Annotated in this window: 17 protein-coding genes; 7 read left to right on the top strand and 10 right to left on the bottom strand. The window is 70.4% G+C overall.

Annotated elements, in window-relative coordinates; genetic code table 11:
- Positions 1 to 109: 109 nt before the first annotated feature.
- A complete protein-coding gene (locus GA0111570_RS12895; protein ID WP_175557482.1) occupies positions 110 to 673 on the top strand; it encodes a GNAT family N-acetyltransferase in 564 nt (187 codons plus the stop codon).
- On the opposite strand, the gene GA0111570_RS12890 is transcribed toward GA0111570_RS12895, so the two are convergent.
- Positions 644 to 2,455, bottom strand: a complete 1,812-nt coding sequence (locus tag GA0111570_RS12890) for a DUF885 domain-containing protein (protein ID WP_092611969.1) — start codon at positions 2,453 to 2,455, stop codon at positions 644 to 646. The genes GA0111570_RS12895 and GA0111570_RS12890 overlap by 30 nt on opposite strands.
- A 197-nt stretch (positions 2,456 to 2,652) precedes the next feature.
- Between GA0111570_RS12890 and GA0111570_RS12885 the strand changes: the two genes are divergently transcribed.
- A complete protein-coding gene (locus GA0111570_RS12885) occupies positions 2,653 to 3,843 on the top strand; it encodes an amino acid aminotransferase (protein ID WP_092611966.1) in 1,191 nt (396 codons plus the stop codon).
- Positions 3,844 to 3,983: 140 nt separating this feature from the next.
- Here GA0111570_RS12885 and GA0111570_RS12880 read toward each other — a convergent pair whose 3' ends face one another.
- Both GA0111570_RS12880 and GA0111570_RS17400 read right to left on the bottom strand, forming a co-directional pair.
- Positions 3,984 to 4,367 (bottom strand): nuclear transport factor 2 family protein, encoded by a 384-nt coding sequence (locus GA0111570_RS12880; RefSeq protein WP_092611963.1) that lies wholly within the window; start codon positions 4,365 to 4,367, stop codon positions 3,984 to 3,986.
- Between the two features lie 175 nt (positions 4,368 to 4,542).
- On the bottom strand, positions 4,543 to 4,782 hold the full coding sequence (locus tag GA0111570_RS17400; protein WP_139283245.1) for a hypothetical protein: 240 nt from the start codon (positions 4,780 to 4,782) through the stop codon (positions 4,543 to 4,545).
- A gap of 60 nt (positions 4,783 to 4,842) precedes the next feature.
- On the opposite strand from GA0111570_RS17400, the gene GA0111570_RS12870 reads away from it, so the two are divergent.
- The 3 genes from GA0111570_RS12870 to GA0111570_RS12860 all read left to right on the top strand — a co-directional run bounded on the left by GA0111570_RS12870 (position 4,843) and on the right by GA0111570_RS12860 (position 7,928).
- Positions 4,843 to 5,541 (top strand): cytochrome b N-terminal domain-containing protein, encoded by a 699-nt coding sequence (locus GA0111570_RS12870; protein ID WP_092611957.1) that lies wholly within the window; start codon positions 4,843 to 4,845, stop codon positions 5,539 to 5,541.
- Position 5,542: 1 nt separating this feature from the next.
- Positions 5,543 to 6,484 carry a hypothetical protein gene (locus tag GA0111570_RS12865; RefSeq protein ID WP_092611953.1) on the top strand — a complete coding sequence of 314 codons (942 nt, stop codon included), beginning with the start codon at positions 5,543 to 5,545 and terminating at the stop codon, positions 6,482 to 6,484.
- 124 nt (positions 6,485 to 6,608) lie between these two features.
- Positions 6,609 to 7,928: an MATE family efflux transporter gene (locus tag GA0111570_RS12860; RefSeq protein WP_092611950.1), complete on the top strand. Its 1,320-nt coding sequence runs from the start codon at positions 6,609 to 6,611 to the stop codon at positions 7,926 to 7,928.
- Positions 7,929 to 8,093: 165 nt separating this feature from the next.
- Here the strand turns inward: GA0111570_RS12860 and rplI are convergent, their stop codons facing one another.
- The 4 genes from rplI to rpsF all read right to left on the bottom strand — a co-directional run bounded on the left by rplI (position 8,094) and on the right by rpsF (position 9,955).
- Positions 8,094 to 8,540 carry a 50S ribosomal protein L9 gene (gene rplI / locus GA0111570_RS12855; RefSeq protein ID WP_092611947.1) on the bottom strand — a complete coding sequence of 149 codons (447 nt, stop codon included), beginning with the start codon at positions 8,538 to 8,540 and terminating at the stop codon, positions 8,094 to 8,096.
- A 20-nt stretch (positions 8,541 to 8,560) separates the two neighbouring features.
- Positions 8,561 to 8,794 carry a 30S ribosomal protein S18 gene (gene rpsR / locus GA0111570_RS12850; protein WP_092611944.1) on the bottom strand — a complete coding sequence of 78 codons (234 nt, stop codon included), beginning with the start codon at positions 8,792 to 8,794 and terminating at the stop codon, positions 8,561 to 8,563.
- Positions 8,795 to 8,918: 124 nt separating this feature from the next.
- The gene (locus GA0111570_RS12845; protein ID WP_092611941.1) at positions 8,919 to 9,515 is read right to left on the bottom strand and encodes a single-stranded DNA-binding protein; all 597 of its coding nucleotides are present in this window, start codon (positions 9,513 to 9,515) and stop codon (positions 8,919 to 8,921) included.
- A 146-nt stretch (positions 9,516 to 9,661) separates the two neighbouring features.
- Positions 9,662 to 9,955, bottom strand: coding sequence for a 30S ribosomal protein S6 (gene rpsF / locus GA0111570_RS12840; RefSeq protein ID WP_092611938.1), 294 nt, complete (start codon positions 9,953 to 9,955; stop codon positions 9,662 to 9,664).
- A gap of 224 nt (positions 9,956 to 10,179) precedes the next feature.
- On the opposite strand from rpsF, the gene GA0111570_RS17860 reads away from it, so the two are divergent.
- Entirely contained in the window at positions 10,180 to 10,866 is a 687-nt protein-coding gene (locus GA0111570_RS17860) for a DUF805 domain-containing protein (RefSeq protein WP_217634160.1), read from the top strand.
- Positions 10,867 to 10,964: 98 nt separating this feature from the next.
- Here GA0111570_RS17860 and GA0111570_RS12830 read toward each other — a convergent pair whose 3' ends face one another.
- The 3 genes from GA0111570_RS12830 to GA0111570_RS12820 all read right to left on the bottom strand — a co-directional run bounded on the left by GA0111570_RS12830 (position 10,965) and on the right by GA0111570_RS12820 (position 14,514).
- Positions 10,965 to 12,812 carry an AMP-dependent synthetase/ligase gene (locus GA0111570_RS12830; protein ID WP_092611935.1) on the bottom strand — a complete coding sequence of 616 codons (1,848 nt, stop codon included), beginning with the start codon at positions 12,810 to 12,812 and terminating at the stop codon, positions 10,965 to 10,967.
- Positions 12,813 to 12,911: 99 nt separating this feature from the next.
- Entirely contained in the window at positions 12,912 to 13,973 is a 1,062-nt protein-coding gene (gene mgrA, locus GA0111570_RS12825) for an L-glyceraldehyde 3-phosphate reductase (protein WP_281245213.1), read from the bottom strand.
- Between the two features lie 85 nt (positions 13,974 to 14,058).
- The gene (locus GA0111570_RS12820) at positions 14,059 to 14,514 is read right to left on the bottom strand and encodes a DUF3592 domain-containing protein (protein WP_092611932.1); all 456 of its coding nucleotides are present in this window, start codon (positions 14,512 to 14,514) and stop codon (positions 14,059 to 14,061) included.
- A 197-nt stretch (positions 14,515 to 14,711) separates the two neighbouring features.
- On the opposite strand from GA0111570_RS12820, the gene GA0111570_RS12815 reads away from it, so the two are divergent.
- Positions 14,712 to 15,524: a deoxyribonuclease IV gene (locus GA0111570_RS12815; protein ID WP_092611929.1), complete on the top strand. Its 813-nt coding sequence runs from the start codon at positions 14,712 to 14,714 to the stop codon at positions 15,522 to 15,524.
- The last annotated feature ends 9 nt before the right edge of the window (positions 15,525 to 15,533 follow it).

Raw genomic sequence — 15,533 nt, 5'->3', positions numbered from 1 at the left:
GTTGGATACGGTCGCGTACGCGATGTGGCACCGACCACACGCCTTGGAGCCGAACCCGACCGGCCGGGATTTGGGGCGGACCCGGGCGGCGCCTACTGTGGCACTCGCCATGCCGCGACGTACCTCCACCGTCATTCGCACCGCTACCCGGGCCGACCTGGCCGCGATGCGTGCGATCGTCGACGCCCAAGTGGGGCACGGCTACCTGGACGCCGAGGTCGATGCGCTGTACAAGGACTCCGAGGGGTTCGCGCTGGTCGCGGTCGTCGACGGCTCGGTGGCCGGGGTCTGCATGTGCTCGATCATGAAGCCCGGGGCGATGGCGCGGATCTTCCGCAGCGGACTCCCGGACGTCCTGCGCAGCCGGAAGGTGGGACTGCTGGACACCCTCGCCGTACGGCCCGACCTGACCGGCCGGGGCCTCGGCACCGCGCTGCTGGAGGAGGCCCGCGGGCGCTTCCGCTCCGACAAGGTCCGGGTCTGGGCCACCCCGGCCTGGCGCTCCCGGCTCGGTACCACCGTCGAGTCGCTGCTGACCCGCGCAGGGATGGAACCGTTCGCGGAGGTGCCGGACTTCTGGCGCGAGGCGAGCCTGGCCGAGGGTTTCATCTGCCCGGTCTGCGGGGCGCCGCCGTGCGAGTGCTCAGCCGTGATGTACGCCGGCCCGACCTGATCCCGATCCACCTGGCGCACCCGGCCCACTTGGCCCACCCGATCCACCGGACAGTGCCGTACGCAACACCTGCAGCGGCAACGAGCCCAGGGCCAGGGCCCGGGCATGGAAGTCCCGCAGCGAGAACACCTCGCCCCGTGCCTCCGCCGATGCGGCGGCCTCGCGGCGCAGGTCCTGCCAGATCCGCTGGCCGACCATGTAGCTGGGCGCCTGGCCCGGCCAGGTCAGGTAGCGGTTCCACTCGAAGCGCAGGGTGGCCTCGTCGGAGGCGACGTGCTCGCGCAGGAACGTCCAGCCCTTCGCCGCGTCCCAGGTGCCCCCGCCGAACTCGGCCGGGGCCGGCTTGCCCAGGTGCACCCCGATGTCGAACACCACCCGGGCGGCGCGGAGCATCTGTGCATCCAGCATCCCGAACCGGTCCCCCGGGTCGTCCAGGAAGCCCAGCTCGGCCATCAGCCGCTCGGCGTACAGGGCCCAGCCCTCACCGTGGCCGGAGGTCCAGCAGACCAGCCGGCGCCAGATGTTGAGCTCGTCCTTGTTCACCACCGCCCGGCCGATCTGGAGGTGGTGGCCGGGAACGCCCTCGTGGTAGACGGTGGTCCGCTCCCGCCAGGTCGAGAACTCCTCCACCCCCGGCGGCACCGACCACCACATCCGACCGGGCCGCGACCAGTCGTCGCTGGGGCCGGTGTAGTAGATCCCACCGGTGGTGGTCGGGGCGATCCGGCACTCGAGCCGGCGCAGCTCACCGGAGATGTCGAAGTGGGTGCCGTCGAGGGCTGTGATGGCCTCCTCGGTCACCTGCGTCATCCACTGCTGGAGGGCCGCGGTGCCATGCACCCGGCGGCTCGGGTCGGCATCGAGCACCGCGACCGCGTCGGCCACGCTCGCGCCGGGGCCGGCGATCCGGGCCGCGAGCCGGCGCTGCTCGGCGGCGATCGCACGCAGGTTGTCCAGGCCCCACTCGTACGTCTCGTCCAGGTCGACGGCCGCGCCGATGTACTCGCGGGAGAACCGTGCATAGCGCTCCCGGCCGACCGCGTCCGCCTCCGGCGCGCCGGGTAGCACCTCGTCGCGCAGCACCCGGGCGAGGTGGTCGTACGCCTCGGCGGCGGAGCGGGCGGAGCGGTGCAACCGCGCGGCCAGGGCATCACCCAGGCCCGGCGCGACACCAAGGCCCTGCGGAGCACCGGGCGCCTGGCCGTCCGGCCGGGCGCCGGCCACGAAGGTCACGAACCAGGAGTGCGCCGGGTCGGCGAGCAGGACGGCATCGGCCAGGCCCTGTTCGGCCTGGCGGCGGGTCGGGCGCGGGCCGGGACCGGCCAGCCCTTCGCGCAGGCAGCTGATGTAGCCCTCGATCGCCTGCGGGAGATCGGCGAGCCGGGCGCCGATCATCTCCCAGTCGGCCGCGGTCTCGCTCGGCATCAGGTCGAACACGTCGCGCAGCCCCTGCACCGGGGACTCGATGTTGTTCACCGCCGCGCGGTACTCGCCGGCCTCGTACGACTCCAGCTCCAGGCCGAGCCGATCGCGCAGTGCGGCCAGGGTGACGGCGTCGCGCTGGGCCGCGTCGGTCCCGGCGACCTCCCGCTCGGCGGAGTCCAGCAGCTGCAACGTGGTCCGGACCAGTTCGGCGTACTCCTCGTGTCCGGCCGGGGACAGGTCACCCATCCGGTCGTCGTGGCCCGGGATCCCCAGACTGGTCGCCCAGGTCGGACGCAGCACGGCGAACAGGCGGACGTGGTCCTCGGCGATGACATCGATGGCGGAAGGCTGGCGCACGGGAGGGAGGCTACCGGCACCGTGCACGCCGCGTCCCCCGGGTGCGCCCCTCGTCTCCCGGGTGCATCCCTCGTCCCCCGGGTGCGCCCCTCGTCCCCCGGGTGCGGTCGGTCACACAAGGTCGGCGCGCCGCGCACTACTCTGGAGGCGCTCGCCGAGACCGGCAGCATCGCAGCAATCCACCCGAAGGGGTCCTCATGTCCTGGTTCTCCACCGTCGAAATGGCGCCCGCCGACCCGATCCTGGGCCTGACCGAGAAGTTCAAGGCCGATACCAACCCGGACAAGGCCAACCTCGGTGTCGGCGTCTACCAGGATGCCAACGGCAAGCTGCCGCTGCTCCCGTCCGTGGCAGAGGCCGAGCGCCGGGTCGCCTCGGTCCCCCAGCCCAAGCCGTACCTGCCGATCGACGGCCTGCCCGCCTACAACCAGGCGGTGAAGGAACTCGTCTTCGGCGCAGGCTCCCCCGTGATCGAGCGCGTCGCCACCGTGCAAGCGCTCGGCGGGACCGGCGCCCTGCGCGTGGGCGCCGAGTTCCTGAAGTCCGTCGTCCCGGGCGCCAAGGTGCTGCTGTCCGACCCGTCCTGGGAGAACCACCGCGCACTGTTCACCGCGGCCGGCTACGAGGTCGAGTCGTACCGGTACTACGACGCAGCGGCGCGGGACATCGACTTCGCGGGCATGGTCGAGGACCTGCGGAGCGCCGAGCGCGGCACGATCGTGGTGCTGCACGCCTGCTGCCACAACCCGACCGGCTACGACCTGGACGACGAGCAGTGGGGCCAGGTGATCGAGGCCGTCAAGGAGCGCGAACTGGTCGCGTTCATCGACATGGCCTACCAGGGCTTCGCCGAGGGGCTGGACGAGGACGGCCGGGTGGTGCGCCGCTTCGCCGACGCCGGCCTGCAGTTCGTCTGCTCGACCTCGTTCTCCAAGAGCTTCGCCCTGTACGGCGAGCGCGACGGCGCACTGTCGATCGTCTGCGCCGACGCCGACGAGGCCAAGCGCGTGCTGTCCCAGCTCAAGCCCGTCGTCCGTACGCTCTACTCCAACCCGCCCACCCATGGAGCCCGCCTGGTCGCGACCGTCCTGGGCGACCCGGAGCTGCGCGCCCAGTGGGAGACCGAGCTCGGCGAGATGCGCGACCGGATCAAGGAGATGCGCGCCGCCCTGGTCGAGGGCCTGCAGGCCGCGGGGATCACTGACGACGTGTCCTTCATCACCGACCAGGTCGGGATGTTCTCCTACTCGGGCCTGACGAAGGACCAGATGGTTCGGCTGCGCGAGGAGTTCGCGGTGTACGGCACCGACAAGGGCCGGATCTGCGTGGCCGCGCTCAACCCGAACAACATCGCCCACGTGGCGAAGGCCATCGCCGCGGTCTGGTGATCGCGCCGCGCCGTTGGCGGTAATCCACGTACGAAGGGTCCGCTCCCGTTCGGGGGTGGACCCTTCGTGGTGCCTGGCACGGAAGCGCAGAACCATCCGGCCGTCGGCCCAGCGGTTCGAGTCGGCCCCAGCGGTGGAGCTCAGGCCAGCAGCGGGGTCACCACGCTGATCTTCCACCAGCCGTCGACCTGGACGAGCTGGTAGAGGTAGCGCTCCTGGTTCACCTCGTTGCCTGCCGCGTCGTGGTTGCTGAAGTTGACGTACGCCACCGCGATCCCGCGACTGGGCTGGTCGCTCCAGGACACGCTCGGGTGTGAGCTGACGATGCCCTGCTGGGCGTACTTGTCCAGGCCGCCGGAGAAGTAGCCACGGGTCTGCCCCGCGTCCTGGACCACCAGCCGCGCATGCGGGGCGACGACCATCGCCGGGTAGGCGTACAGGCGGGCGATGTGCTCCACGTCGCCCTCGGAGAGCAGCTTGCTGTAGGTCTCGAAGAGGGCGTTCAGGTCGCCGGAGATGTCCATGTCGACACGCTAGCCCGTGCAGACCGCTGTCCACCGGAGGTGCGCGGACCCGACCACCGGGTGGCGGACTGCACCCTCGGGGTCCCGGTATCCGTTCGGTGCCGAGGCGGAGTCGCCTGCCGGGCGCATTCCCTGAGATTTCCCCGAGCCATGACCTCCAAGGGTGCTCTCAGTTTCAACCATTTGCCGGAAAACGCTCCTGCCACGGTGCTACGTTCGCCTTGCGGTCAAGGTCTGGCGCCTCCTTCACCATCCCATCTGAGCTGACTGAACGAAGAAGTGACGGAGGCACCTCCATGCCTTTTACCAGTTCGCCTTTCATCAATTCCCTCGTGCCGCTGGACATCCATGTCCTGCATTGGGGATTCATCACCATCACCGTTCCCAACACCATCGTGATCGCGACGATGATCATCGTGTTCATCCTGGCCCTGGTCATCCCCTTCCCGACATCGCATGAGAGCGGGAAACGGAAATGACCACCACCGGAGATCATCGCAGCCGGACCGAAGCCCCTGATGCGGGCAACTGGAGCACCGGACTCGCCCGCTGGATCGCCGGCCTGGTGCCGCGCGGCCAGTGGCTCCCCGGCCGGCAACCGGCGTACGTGGCGTCCTGGATCTACGTCTTCGGCGTGACCACGCTCGCCGCCATGGTCGTCGTCATCGGCACCGGGATCCTGCTGTCGGTGCGCGGAGCCAATTGGTGGCACCACAGCGCCATCGGCCATTTCGTCAACTCCCTCCACCTGTGGAGCGTCGAACTCTTCCTGGCAGCCATGACCGTCCACCTGTGGGGGAAGTTCTTCATGGCCGCCTGGCGGGGCCGTCGCGGAATGACATGGTTCACCGGGGTACTCACTTTTGCCGCCTCGATCGGGACCGCGTTCACCGGGTACGTCATGCAGAACAACCTCGATTCCCAGTGGATCAGCACCCAGGCGAAGGACGGCCTGAATGCCGTCGGAGTGGGCGCACGCTTCAATGCGATGAACTTCTCCCAGATGGTGCTGTGGCACGTCTCGCTGCTGCCGCTCGTCCTGGGAGTCCTGGTCGTCCTCCACCTCCTCCTGGTGCGCCGCCACGGCGTGGTGCCCCCGATCGGCGCCACGGTGCCGGACGGATCCGAGGAGCCGGTCGAGATGTCCGGGACCGCCACCGAGGAGGTGCGTTGAGATGGCACGCACACCCCGTGACACGACCCCCGACTCCCACGCGTTCCCGACCCGGCCCTACGACCTGGTCAAGGAGTTCTGCATCGCCCTCGGGGCGGTCATCGTCATCGTCGTGATCCTCGCGGCCGTCTTCGGGTCCCCGGACGAACCCGCCGTCACCTACAAGCAATGGGCCGCCCAGGATCCCGCCGACCTGGTCGCCACGACGGCCGGCGAACTGGCCGGCAGCAGTACCAGTGCCGGGTACGGACCGCCGTACAACACGGCGAGCGACGGGCAGGCCCTCGGCCCGCTCACCCTGCAGAAGTGGGGCGGCGTCACCACCCCGGTGGACGCGGCCAACTACTTCGTCATCGCTCCGTTGACCGATGCGGCCACCGACCCGGCCACCAGGAGCGCGCTCAGCCGGTGGAAGGGCGCGTCACCCGACCAGCAGACCGCGTGGGCCAGTGCGTACGTGGATGCCCTCGGCCAGGCTCCCGACAACGACCCGGCCAAGGTCGCCGCTGGTGACTACGGTCCCGTGCCGCAGCTCTGTGCGGCGGAGGTCCGGCTCGCCTCCACCGGCATGCTCGAGGGCCGGTTCACCACGGGCGGGGCGTTCTACGGGACCGACAGCACCCGATCGCTGCTGTTCCTCGCCGACGGCGGCTACCTGGAGAGCCTCGCCCGGGCGCAGTACCTCGGCGGCGACCAGTGGGGGATGATGAACGAGACCGGGAACTATCCCGGCCAGCCCTGGCTGTGGTTCGTCAGCCTCTGGTACCAGATCCCGCCCTTCTCGACCTCCGACAACGCCGATGTCCAGGTCTTCACCATCGCCGGGGTGCTGTTCCTGATCCTGTTGCTGGTGCCCTGGATCCCCGGACTCAATCGCCTGCCCCGCTACCTGGGGGTGCACCGACTGGTCTGGCGGGACTGGCACTCCCGCCACGGCAGCTGAAGCTGCCTCCGCCTGACCCGACAGCGGCATCGTCCGGACTGCCCCGCGGCAGCGGCCGGTGCCGCTGTCCCACGCCATCGTCCGACGGCGCGGCCGCCTCCGCGCGCGACCCTATGCTGGCCCGGTGACCCCGGCCGACCGCGACGAACGCTCCCTGAACCGCGGGATCCTCGCCCTCGCCGTCCCTGCCTTCGCGACCCTGGTGGCCGAGCCGATCCTGATCCTGGTCGACACCACGATCGTCGGACGCCTCGGCACCGCCCAGCTCGCCGGCCTGACCCTGGCCTCCAACGTGATCGGTGTCCTGGTCGGCCTGTCGATCTTCCTGGCGTACGGCACCACCGCGACGGTGGGCCGCCGGCTGGGGGCCGGTGACCGCAGGGGCGCCCTCGCCGGCGGCATGGACGGCATGGTCCTGGGCCTGGTGATCGGGCTCCTCCTGGCGGCCGGGCTGGCGCTGGCCGGCCCCTGGCTGCTCGGCCTGTACGGCTCGACCCCGGAGGCCACCGGGTACGCCGGAACGTACCTGCGGATCGTCGCGCTCGGACTGCCCGCCCAACTGGTCAGCCTCGCCTCGACCGGCGTACTGCGCGGCCTGCAGGACACCCGTACGCCGCTGTGGGTCGCGATCGGGGTCAACCTGGCCAACATCGCCCTCAGCCTGACGCTGGTGTACGGCGTCGGGCTGGGCATCGCCGGCGCGGCGATCGGCACAGCGGTGGCCCAGTGGGGCGGCGCCACCGTGCTGGGACTCACCGTCCTGCGCGGCGCTGCCCGCAACGACGTACGCTTCCGGCCCCGCCTCGGCGGCGTGCTCCGAGCCGCCCGCGCCGGCGGCTGGCTGGTGCTGCGGGCGGCGACCCTGCAGGCCGCGATCACCGTCACCACCTTCACCGCCGCCGGGATGGGCGAGGCCTCGCTGGCGGGCCACCAGGTCGCGTACGCCCTGTGGCAGACCATGACGTACGCCCTTGATGCGTTCGCGATCGCCGCGCAGGCCCTGATCGCCCTGCGGCTGGGGGCCGGGGACGTCGCCGGGGCCCGGCGGATCACCCGGCGCGTCCTCGTCTGGGGGGTCGGCTTCGGCCTGCTCGTCGGACTGGTCCTGGTGGCGTTGCGCCCGGTGCTGATCGGCTTCTTCAGTGCCGACCCCGGCGTCCACGACGTGCTGATGGTGACGCTGGTGGTGCTCGCCTGCGTGGTGCCGATCGGCGGGGTGACGTTCGTCCTGGACGGGGTGCTGATCGGGGCCGGCGACGCCCGCTACCTGTCGCTGGTCGGCCTGCTGGTCACGCTGGTCTACACGCCGCTGGCCCTGGCCGTACGCGCGACCGGTGCGGGGCTGGCGTGGCTGTGGGCCGGGTACGGGGTGTGGATCGCGGCGCGGGCCCTGACCCTGTGGCTGCGCGCCCGCGGGACCGCCTGGATGCAGGTGGGTACCTGAGTCCCGGGACACCGGGGAGGAGGGGACGGAAGGGGAGGATGACGGGGACGGGAACGGGAAGGGGAACGACACAGGGCCGGCTCCCGTGGGAACCGGCCCTGCGTACGATCAACCATCATTGCCCAGGGCACTGCCCCGAGCGGTGCTACCTCAGGCCGTCGGGCCTCAGGCGGCGACGACCTCGACCGCGAAGTGCGCGGTGACGGCCTCGTGCAGCTTGACGCCGACGTTGTGCGAACCGACCGACTTGATCGGACGCTCGATCTTCACGCCACGCTTGTCGATGGTCGGGCCACCGGCGGCCTTGACGGCCTTGGCGATGTCGGCGGCGGTCACGGCGCCGAACAGCTTGCCCTCCTCGGAGGAGCGAACGGCGATCTGGACCTTCAGGCCCTCGATCTGCGTGCGCAGCTCGTCGGCGTGCGAGCGGTCGCGCACCTGGCGGGCGTCACGGTTGCGCTTGATGCCCTCGATCTGGGTCTCGGCGCCACGGCTCCACTTGATGCCGAGGCCCTGCGGGACCAGGTAGTTGCGGGCGTAGCCGTCCTTGACCTCGACGACGTCGCCGGCGATACCAAGGTTGTCCACTGCGTTGGTCAGGATGAGCTTCATGTTTTTCCTACCCTTCCTGATCAGCGAGAGGCCGCGGCGTACGGTAGCAGGGCCACCTCACGCGCGTTCTTGATGGCGATGGCGACCTTGCGCTGGTCCTGGACCGACAGGCCGGTCACACGACGCGCACGGATCTTCCCGCGCTCGGAGATGAACTTGCGCAGCAGCGCGGTGTCCTTGTAGTCGACCTTGCCGATGCGCGTCTTCTTGATCGGCGCAGCCTTCTTCTTGCTGATGGGCTTGCGTACGGCCATTGTGGTGCTCTCCTTTCAGAGCCCGGCGTGATGCCGGAATGTGCCTTGGATGTGTGGTGTGTCCCTCGACGGGAGCGGGGCCGGAGGACCGGGGACGAACCCGGTCCGGACCCTCACCGGTGGATCAGAACGGCGGCTCGTCGCTCTGCGGCTGACCCCACGGGTCGGCCATCTGCTGGCGGTTGTCGCCACCACCCTGCGGTGCCGGGACGCCCTGGCCGTAGCCGGCCGGCTGGCCGTAGCCACCGCCCGGGGCGGCCTGGCCGCCCTGGGCACCGTAGCCACCGCCACCCTGTCCGCCGCCGAAGCCGCCGCCCTGGCCACCGCCACCCTGCCCGCCCTGGCCGCCCTGACCACTGGTGGTCCGGGTGACCGCAGCGGTCGCGTAGCGGAGGGAGGGTCCGACCTCGTCGACCTCGAGCTCGACGACGGTACGGCGCTCGCCCTGCTGGGTCTCGTAGCTGCGCTGGCGCAGCCGACCCTGGACGATGACGCGCATACCCTTGCGCAGCGTCTCGGCGACGTTCTCCGCCGCCTGGCGCCACACGGAGCAGCTCAGGAACAGCGCGTCGCCGTCCTTCCACTCCCCGGACTGCTTGTCGAACGTCCGCGGCGTCGAGGCCACGGTGAAGTTCGCAACAGCAGCGCCGGAGGGCAGGAAGCGCAGCTCGGGGTCGGCGGTGAGGTTACCGACGACGGTGATGACGGTTTCGCCAGCCATGGGATCTCCAGTCGAGATTGTGTGTGTCCTTGGGTGACCCGGTGCATCCGTACTGATGATGAGTCAGGCCGATGCCCCCACCTTGCCAGTAGCCGCCGACAGATTCGACGGCGGGCCGACCGGTGGGGTGGGTCGCGTGGGGACGGTCAGGCGTGCAGGTCCGGGCGGAGCACCTTGGTGCGCATGATCTGCTCGTTGATGGTCATCAGGCGGTCCATCTCCTGGACCGAGGCCGGAGCGGCGGTCAGGCTGATGACGGCGTAGTAGGCCTCGGACTTCTTGTTGATCTCGTAGGCGAGCTTGCGCTTGCCCCAGTGGTCAACGTTGTCGACGGTGCCGCCTTCGTTGGTGATGGTCTCGAGGTGCTTGTCGATCATCGGGGTGACCTGACGGTCATCGGTGTCCGGATCGATGAGGACCATGACTTCGTACTTGCGCATACGCGTATCCCACCTCCTGTGGTCTCTGCGGCCATGGGAATGTCCCATGGCAGGAGGGCGTTTGCCGGCCCCTCCTCACGGGAGCAGGGACCAAGGGGACAGTCTAGGCCCGCGGGGTCGTCCCGGCCAAATGCCGCCGGTCGCGCGGACCCGCCGCTGACCCGGCCCCACCTACGCTGGAGACGTGGCGGGGATCCCCGCCTGCCGTTCTTCCAGGAGCAACCATGGGATTCTCCGAAGCAATCCGGACCTGTCTGCACAAATACGTCGACTTCAACGGCCGCGCACGGCGATCTGAGTTCTGGTACTGGTTCCTCTTCACCGCGATCGTCGGGATCGTCGCCGGCAGTCTCGACTCCATGCTGGGCCTGGACAGGAGCTGGGACATCGCGGGCGGGGGCAGCGCCAGGGTCAGCGGGCCGATCGCCGACCTCACCTCCCTCGCCCTGTTCCTGCCCGGTCTGGCGGTGGCCGTCCGCCGCCTGCACGACCGGAGCAGGTCGGGCTGGTGGGTCCTGCTGAACCTCATCCCGCTGATCGGCTCGCTGATCCTGCTCTTCGCGTACTACATCAAGGACTCCGAGCCCGGGACGAACCGCTTCGGCCCGAACCCCAAGGGCGTCGAGGGCGGACCGACCGGCGGCTACGGCACGTACGACCCGAACGCGTACAACCCCAACGCGTACGGCCAGGCCCCCTACCAGCCCGGCCAGTACGGCCAGCAGCCCGGCCAGTACGGCCAGCAGCCCGGCCAGTACGGCCAACAGCCCGGCCAGCAGCCGTACGGTCAAGCGCCCTACGGCCAGCAGCCGTACGGTCAAGCGCCCTACGGCCAGCAGGACCCGTACGGCCAGCCCCCGCAGGACCCGTACGGCCAGCAGCCGCCGTCGAACCAGCCGCCCCAGCAGTGAGGCGCCCAGCGCACTGAACCAGCACGATGCTCTGAACCAGCACCGACGCGAACGGCGCGGGCACGACGCCCGGGCCGTTCGGCCGTCCCGGTGCGGCCTCAGTCCTTGTCGGACCGCCCGAAGCTCGCTGCGACGTCACGCGCATGACCGGCCGCCGCCTTCGCCGCCTTGCGGCCCGCGGCGATCCGCTCGTACATGTCGTCCACGACGTCGGCGAACTTCTGCTCCACGGCGCGCCGGCGGACCTTCAGCGTGGGGGTGAGCAGGCCGTTCTCCATCGAGAACTCCCCCAGCACCACCCGCAGGTCCCGGATCTTCTCCTGGTGCGGCAGCTTCGCCGAGACGCGCTCCACCCGGTGGCGCAGTTCGTCCAGCACCGCGGGGTGCTCGAGCAGTTCCTCCTGCGACTCGTACGCGATGGCATGGGCCTCGGCCCAGGCCTCGAGCGCGCCCACATCGGGGGAGATCAGCACCGTGACGCAGGGCCGGTCGTCGCCGACCAGCACGGCATGGGCGATCATCGGGTCGGTGCTGAGCTCGGCCTCGATCGGCGCAGGAGCGATGTTCTTGCCCTGCTGGGTGACGATCAGGTCCTTCAGTCGGTCAGTGATGACGAGGTTGCCGTCCACGTCGAAGTGGCCGATGTCCCCGGTGCGCAGCCACCCGTCGTCGAACGCCTGCGCCGTGGCCTCCTCGTCGTGCCAGTAGCCGACCATCACATTGGGGCCGCGGAACTCGATCTCGCCGTCCCCCTCGCCGTCCTCGTACCCGGGCACCGGCACGACTCGCAGCTCCGATCCCGGCATCGGCTTGCCGACCGACCCGAAGCGGACCGAGGCGGGCGAGTTGTACGTCATCAGCGGGGCGGCCTCGGTCATCCCGTACCCGGTGTAGATCACCATCCCGCAGGCCCAGAAGAACTCCTCCACCTCCAGCCGGATCGGGGCGCCACCGGCGACCATGACCTTCTTCTGGCCACCGATCGCATGCCGGACCTTGGAGAGCACCAGCCGGTCGGCCAGCGCCAGTCGTCCGCGCAGCATCCGGTCCCTCGCCAGCCCGTCCCGCCCGGCCCGCTGTGCCGCCAGGCCGGTGGCGATCGCCCAGTCGAGGATCCGCTTCTTGGCCGGTGAGGCGGCCTGGTCGCGGACGGTGCTGAGCACCGTCTCGTAGACCTTCGGGACCATCACCATCATCGTCGTACGGGCCCGCGGCATCATCGTGGCCAGCTCGCGGGGGTTGGCCAGGTAGGTGTTCATCGCGCCGCTGGACAGCACGATGAAGGTCCAGGCCCGCTCCAGCGCGTGCGCCAGCGGCAGGAAGCACAGGCTCGTGTCCTGCGGGGTGATGTCGAACGAGGCGAGCACCGCCTCGATCTCGCTGAGGAAGGCTCCGTGGGTGAGCATCACGCCCTTGGGCGTCCCGGTGGTGCCGGAGGTGTAGATCAGGGTGGCCAGGTCGTCGGGACCGACGGCTGCCCGGCGCGAGGCGACCTCCTCGTACGCCTCCGGGGCGGGATCGTCCTCCAGCACCTCGTCGTCGAACACCACGACGCGCTCCAGCCCGGGGAGGTCGTCGCGGACCTCGGCGACCCGGTCGGCCTCGAGCGCGGAGCCACAGAACAGCCAGCGGGTCCCCGAGCTGTCCAGGATCGCCCGGGCCTGGTCGGGGGTCGAGGTCTGGTAGATCGGGACCACGACCGCGCCGATCGACAGGACCGCGAAGTCGGTCACCGTCCACTGCGGCGAGTTCGGGGCGAAGATCGCGACCCGGTCGCCCTTCCGGATCCCCTCGGCCACCAGGCGAGAGGCGCTCGCGTCGATCGCCTCCCCCAGCTCGCGGTAGCTGCGGGTCAGCCAGGTGTCATCGACCAGTTCGCGGGTCGCGATGCGGTCCGGGTGGGCGGCGATGCTGTCGATCAACAGCTCGGGAATGTTGTTCGGCATGGTGCCCCTGTCAGAGAGGTGGAGAACCACGAGTCCTCGGTCCCCCAAGGATACTGAGCCGTGCGGGGGCTCCGGGGCGGCCCCCACACGTGGCCCGGCTCACTCCTCCTCGGTCTGCGCCGCCCACAGGTTGATCCCGGCCTCCACCGCGAACACGTCGATCGCCGCCAGCTCGTCGGCGGTGAAGTCGAGGTGCGCCAGGCATCCCAGGCTGTCGTCGAGCTGTTCGACGCTGGACGCGCCGACCAGCGTGGACGTCATCCGCTCGTCGCGCAGCACCCACGACAGCGCCATCTGGGCCAGCGACTGGCCCCGTTCGGCGGCGATCCGGTTCAGGCCCCTGACCCTGTCCATCGTCTCCTCGTTGAGCCAGTCCTGGTCGAACGAGGAGTGCATCGCGGCGCGCGAGCCCTTCGGCACCCCGTGCAGGTAGCGATCGGTGAGCAGCCCCTGGCCCAGCGCGGTGAAGGCGATGCAGCCCATCCCCTGCTGTTCCAGCGTGTCCAGGAGTCCGCCCTCGATCCACCGGTTCAGCAGCGAGTACGAGGGCTGGTGGATCAGCAGCGGGGTGCCGAGCTCGCGGGCGATCTGCGCGGCCTCCTCCGTCTTCTCCGCGGAGTAGGAGGAGATGCCGACGTAGAGCGCCTTGCCGGAGCGGACCGCCTGGTCCAGGGCCATCATCGTCTCCTCGACCGGGGTGTCCGGATCGAAGCGGTGGCTGTAGAAGATGTCGACGTAGTCCAGCCCCATCCGCTCCAGCGACTGGTCCAGGCTGGCCAGGACGTACTTCCGCGACCCGCCGCCCTGGCCGTACGGTCCGGGCCACATGTCCCAGCCGGCCTTGGTGGAGATGATCATCTCGTCGCGGTAGGGCTTGAGGTCGGTGCGCAGGAACTGGCCGAAGTTGACCTCCGCGGCACCGTACGGGGGCCCGTAGTTGTTGGCCAGGTCGAAGTGGGTGATGCCACGATCGAAGGCACGGTGCAGGATCTCGCGCTGGCGCCCGAGCAGGTGGTGGTCGCCGAAGTTGTGCCACAGGCCGAGCGAGAGGACGGGCAGCTTCAGTCCCCACTTCCCGACCCGGCGGTAGACCATGGCGCCGGGTCGGTCGGCCTCGTAGCGGTCCTCGGCGGCGACGTAGGGGGTTCCGGAGAGCATCATGGCGCCCATTCTTGCCCTCCCGGCCCCGCCCCGGCCAGAGCCCCGGGCGACGTCTTCGACGTGTCCCCGGTCCCCCGGGAAGGGCTCAGCCGAGGTGGCCCGAGCGCATGATCGACAGCAGGCCCACCCCGACCAGCACCGACAACGTCCCCAGTGCCACCGCTCCGAGCCCGGCGATCCGCAGCAGGCGGGCGGTGACCAGGGCACCCAGCAGGGGGCTGTCGACCCCGGCGACCTCGGGCCGGTCGACCTCGTGCCGGACCGGCACCGGGTCCCCGACGCTCGGCAGCGCCGAGAACGCCCCGTTCCAGCGCTGCCGCAGGACGTACGGGCGGCCGTCGGGGTCCAGGTAGGTCACCTCCAGCGTGTGCGGGTAGGACGTCAGCCGGGGCAGCTTGGAGATCGCCCCGATCGTGAGGACCCGGACCTGCCGCCAGTGCCGGACCCGCAACCGGACCACCACGTACGTGGAGAGCAGGACGGCCCCGATCGCGAGGAGCAGGAAGCCGACGACGGCGAACACCGACCCGACGGTCCCCATCGCACCTCCCGCAGGCTCGCGGCCACTTCCCGCTCGGGCACACTATTCCATCCGTCGCGGCCGCCACCCCCGCCGTCCGGCTCCAGCGGTCGCAGCCCTGGACCGCCGCCGTCCGGCCCGCCGTCCGACGCCCTACGGACCGGCCCCGGCGGCCCGGAATTGGATCCGATGCCGGGTGGCCGGGCTAGGGTCACCCCATGGCTGATCTCCCCGTGCTCATCGGCGCGCATGTCGACGCCTCCACCTCTGTGGACGATGCCCGCGCGCTCGGCATCCATGCGGTCCAGATCTTCATCGGCGACCCCCAGGGCTGGAAGAAGCCGGTGGTCTCGTACGACGGCGGCCCGGCGGCCCTCCGGGAGGCCCTCCAGGAGGCGCGGATCACCGCGTACGTGCACGCGCCGTACGTCATCAACGTGGCCTCCACCAACAACCGGATCCGGATCCCCTCCCGCAAGCTGCTCAACCAGACCCTGCACGCAGCCGCGGAGATCGGGGCGGCCGGCGTCATCGTGCACGGCGGCCACGTCACCGCCGAGGACGACCCGGGCCAGGGCTACGAGAACTGGTTCAAGGCGGTGGGCGGCGCCGAACTCGAGGTGCCGATGCTGGTGGAGAACACCGCCGGCGGGTCCCATGCGATGGCACGTACGCTGCCCCAGCTCGAGCAGCTGTGGGAGGCCATCTCCGCTGCCGAGAACGGGGAGCGGGTCGGCTTCTGCCTGGACACCTGCCACGCCTTCGCGGCCGGACTCGACCTGGCCACGGTGGTCGACGACGTGCGGGCGGCCACCGGCCGGATCGACCTGCTGCACCTCAACGACTCCCGTGGCGATGCGGGTTCGGGCCAGGACCGGCACGCCGGCCTCGGCCAGGGACAGATCGATCCGGAGCAGATCGTGCAGGTGATCCGGGCCGCCGGCGTCCCGGTGATCCTGGAGACGCCGGGTGGCACGGAGGAGCGGACCGCGGACATCGCCTGGCTACGCGACCGGCTCCGGCCCCGCTAGGCTGCAACA

The organism is Raineyella antarctica, from assembly GCF_900092135.1.
GTDB classification, from domain to species: Bacteria; Actinomycetota; Actinomycetes; order Propionibacteriales; family Propionibacteriaceae; genus Raineyella; species Raineyella antarctica.
Note: the sequence above shows the minus strand (reverse complement) of the source record. Positions and strands in the feature narration are given on the sequence as shown.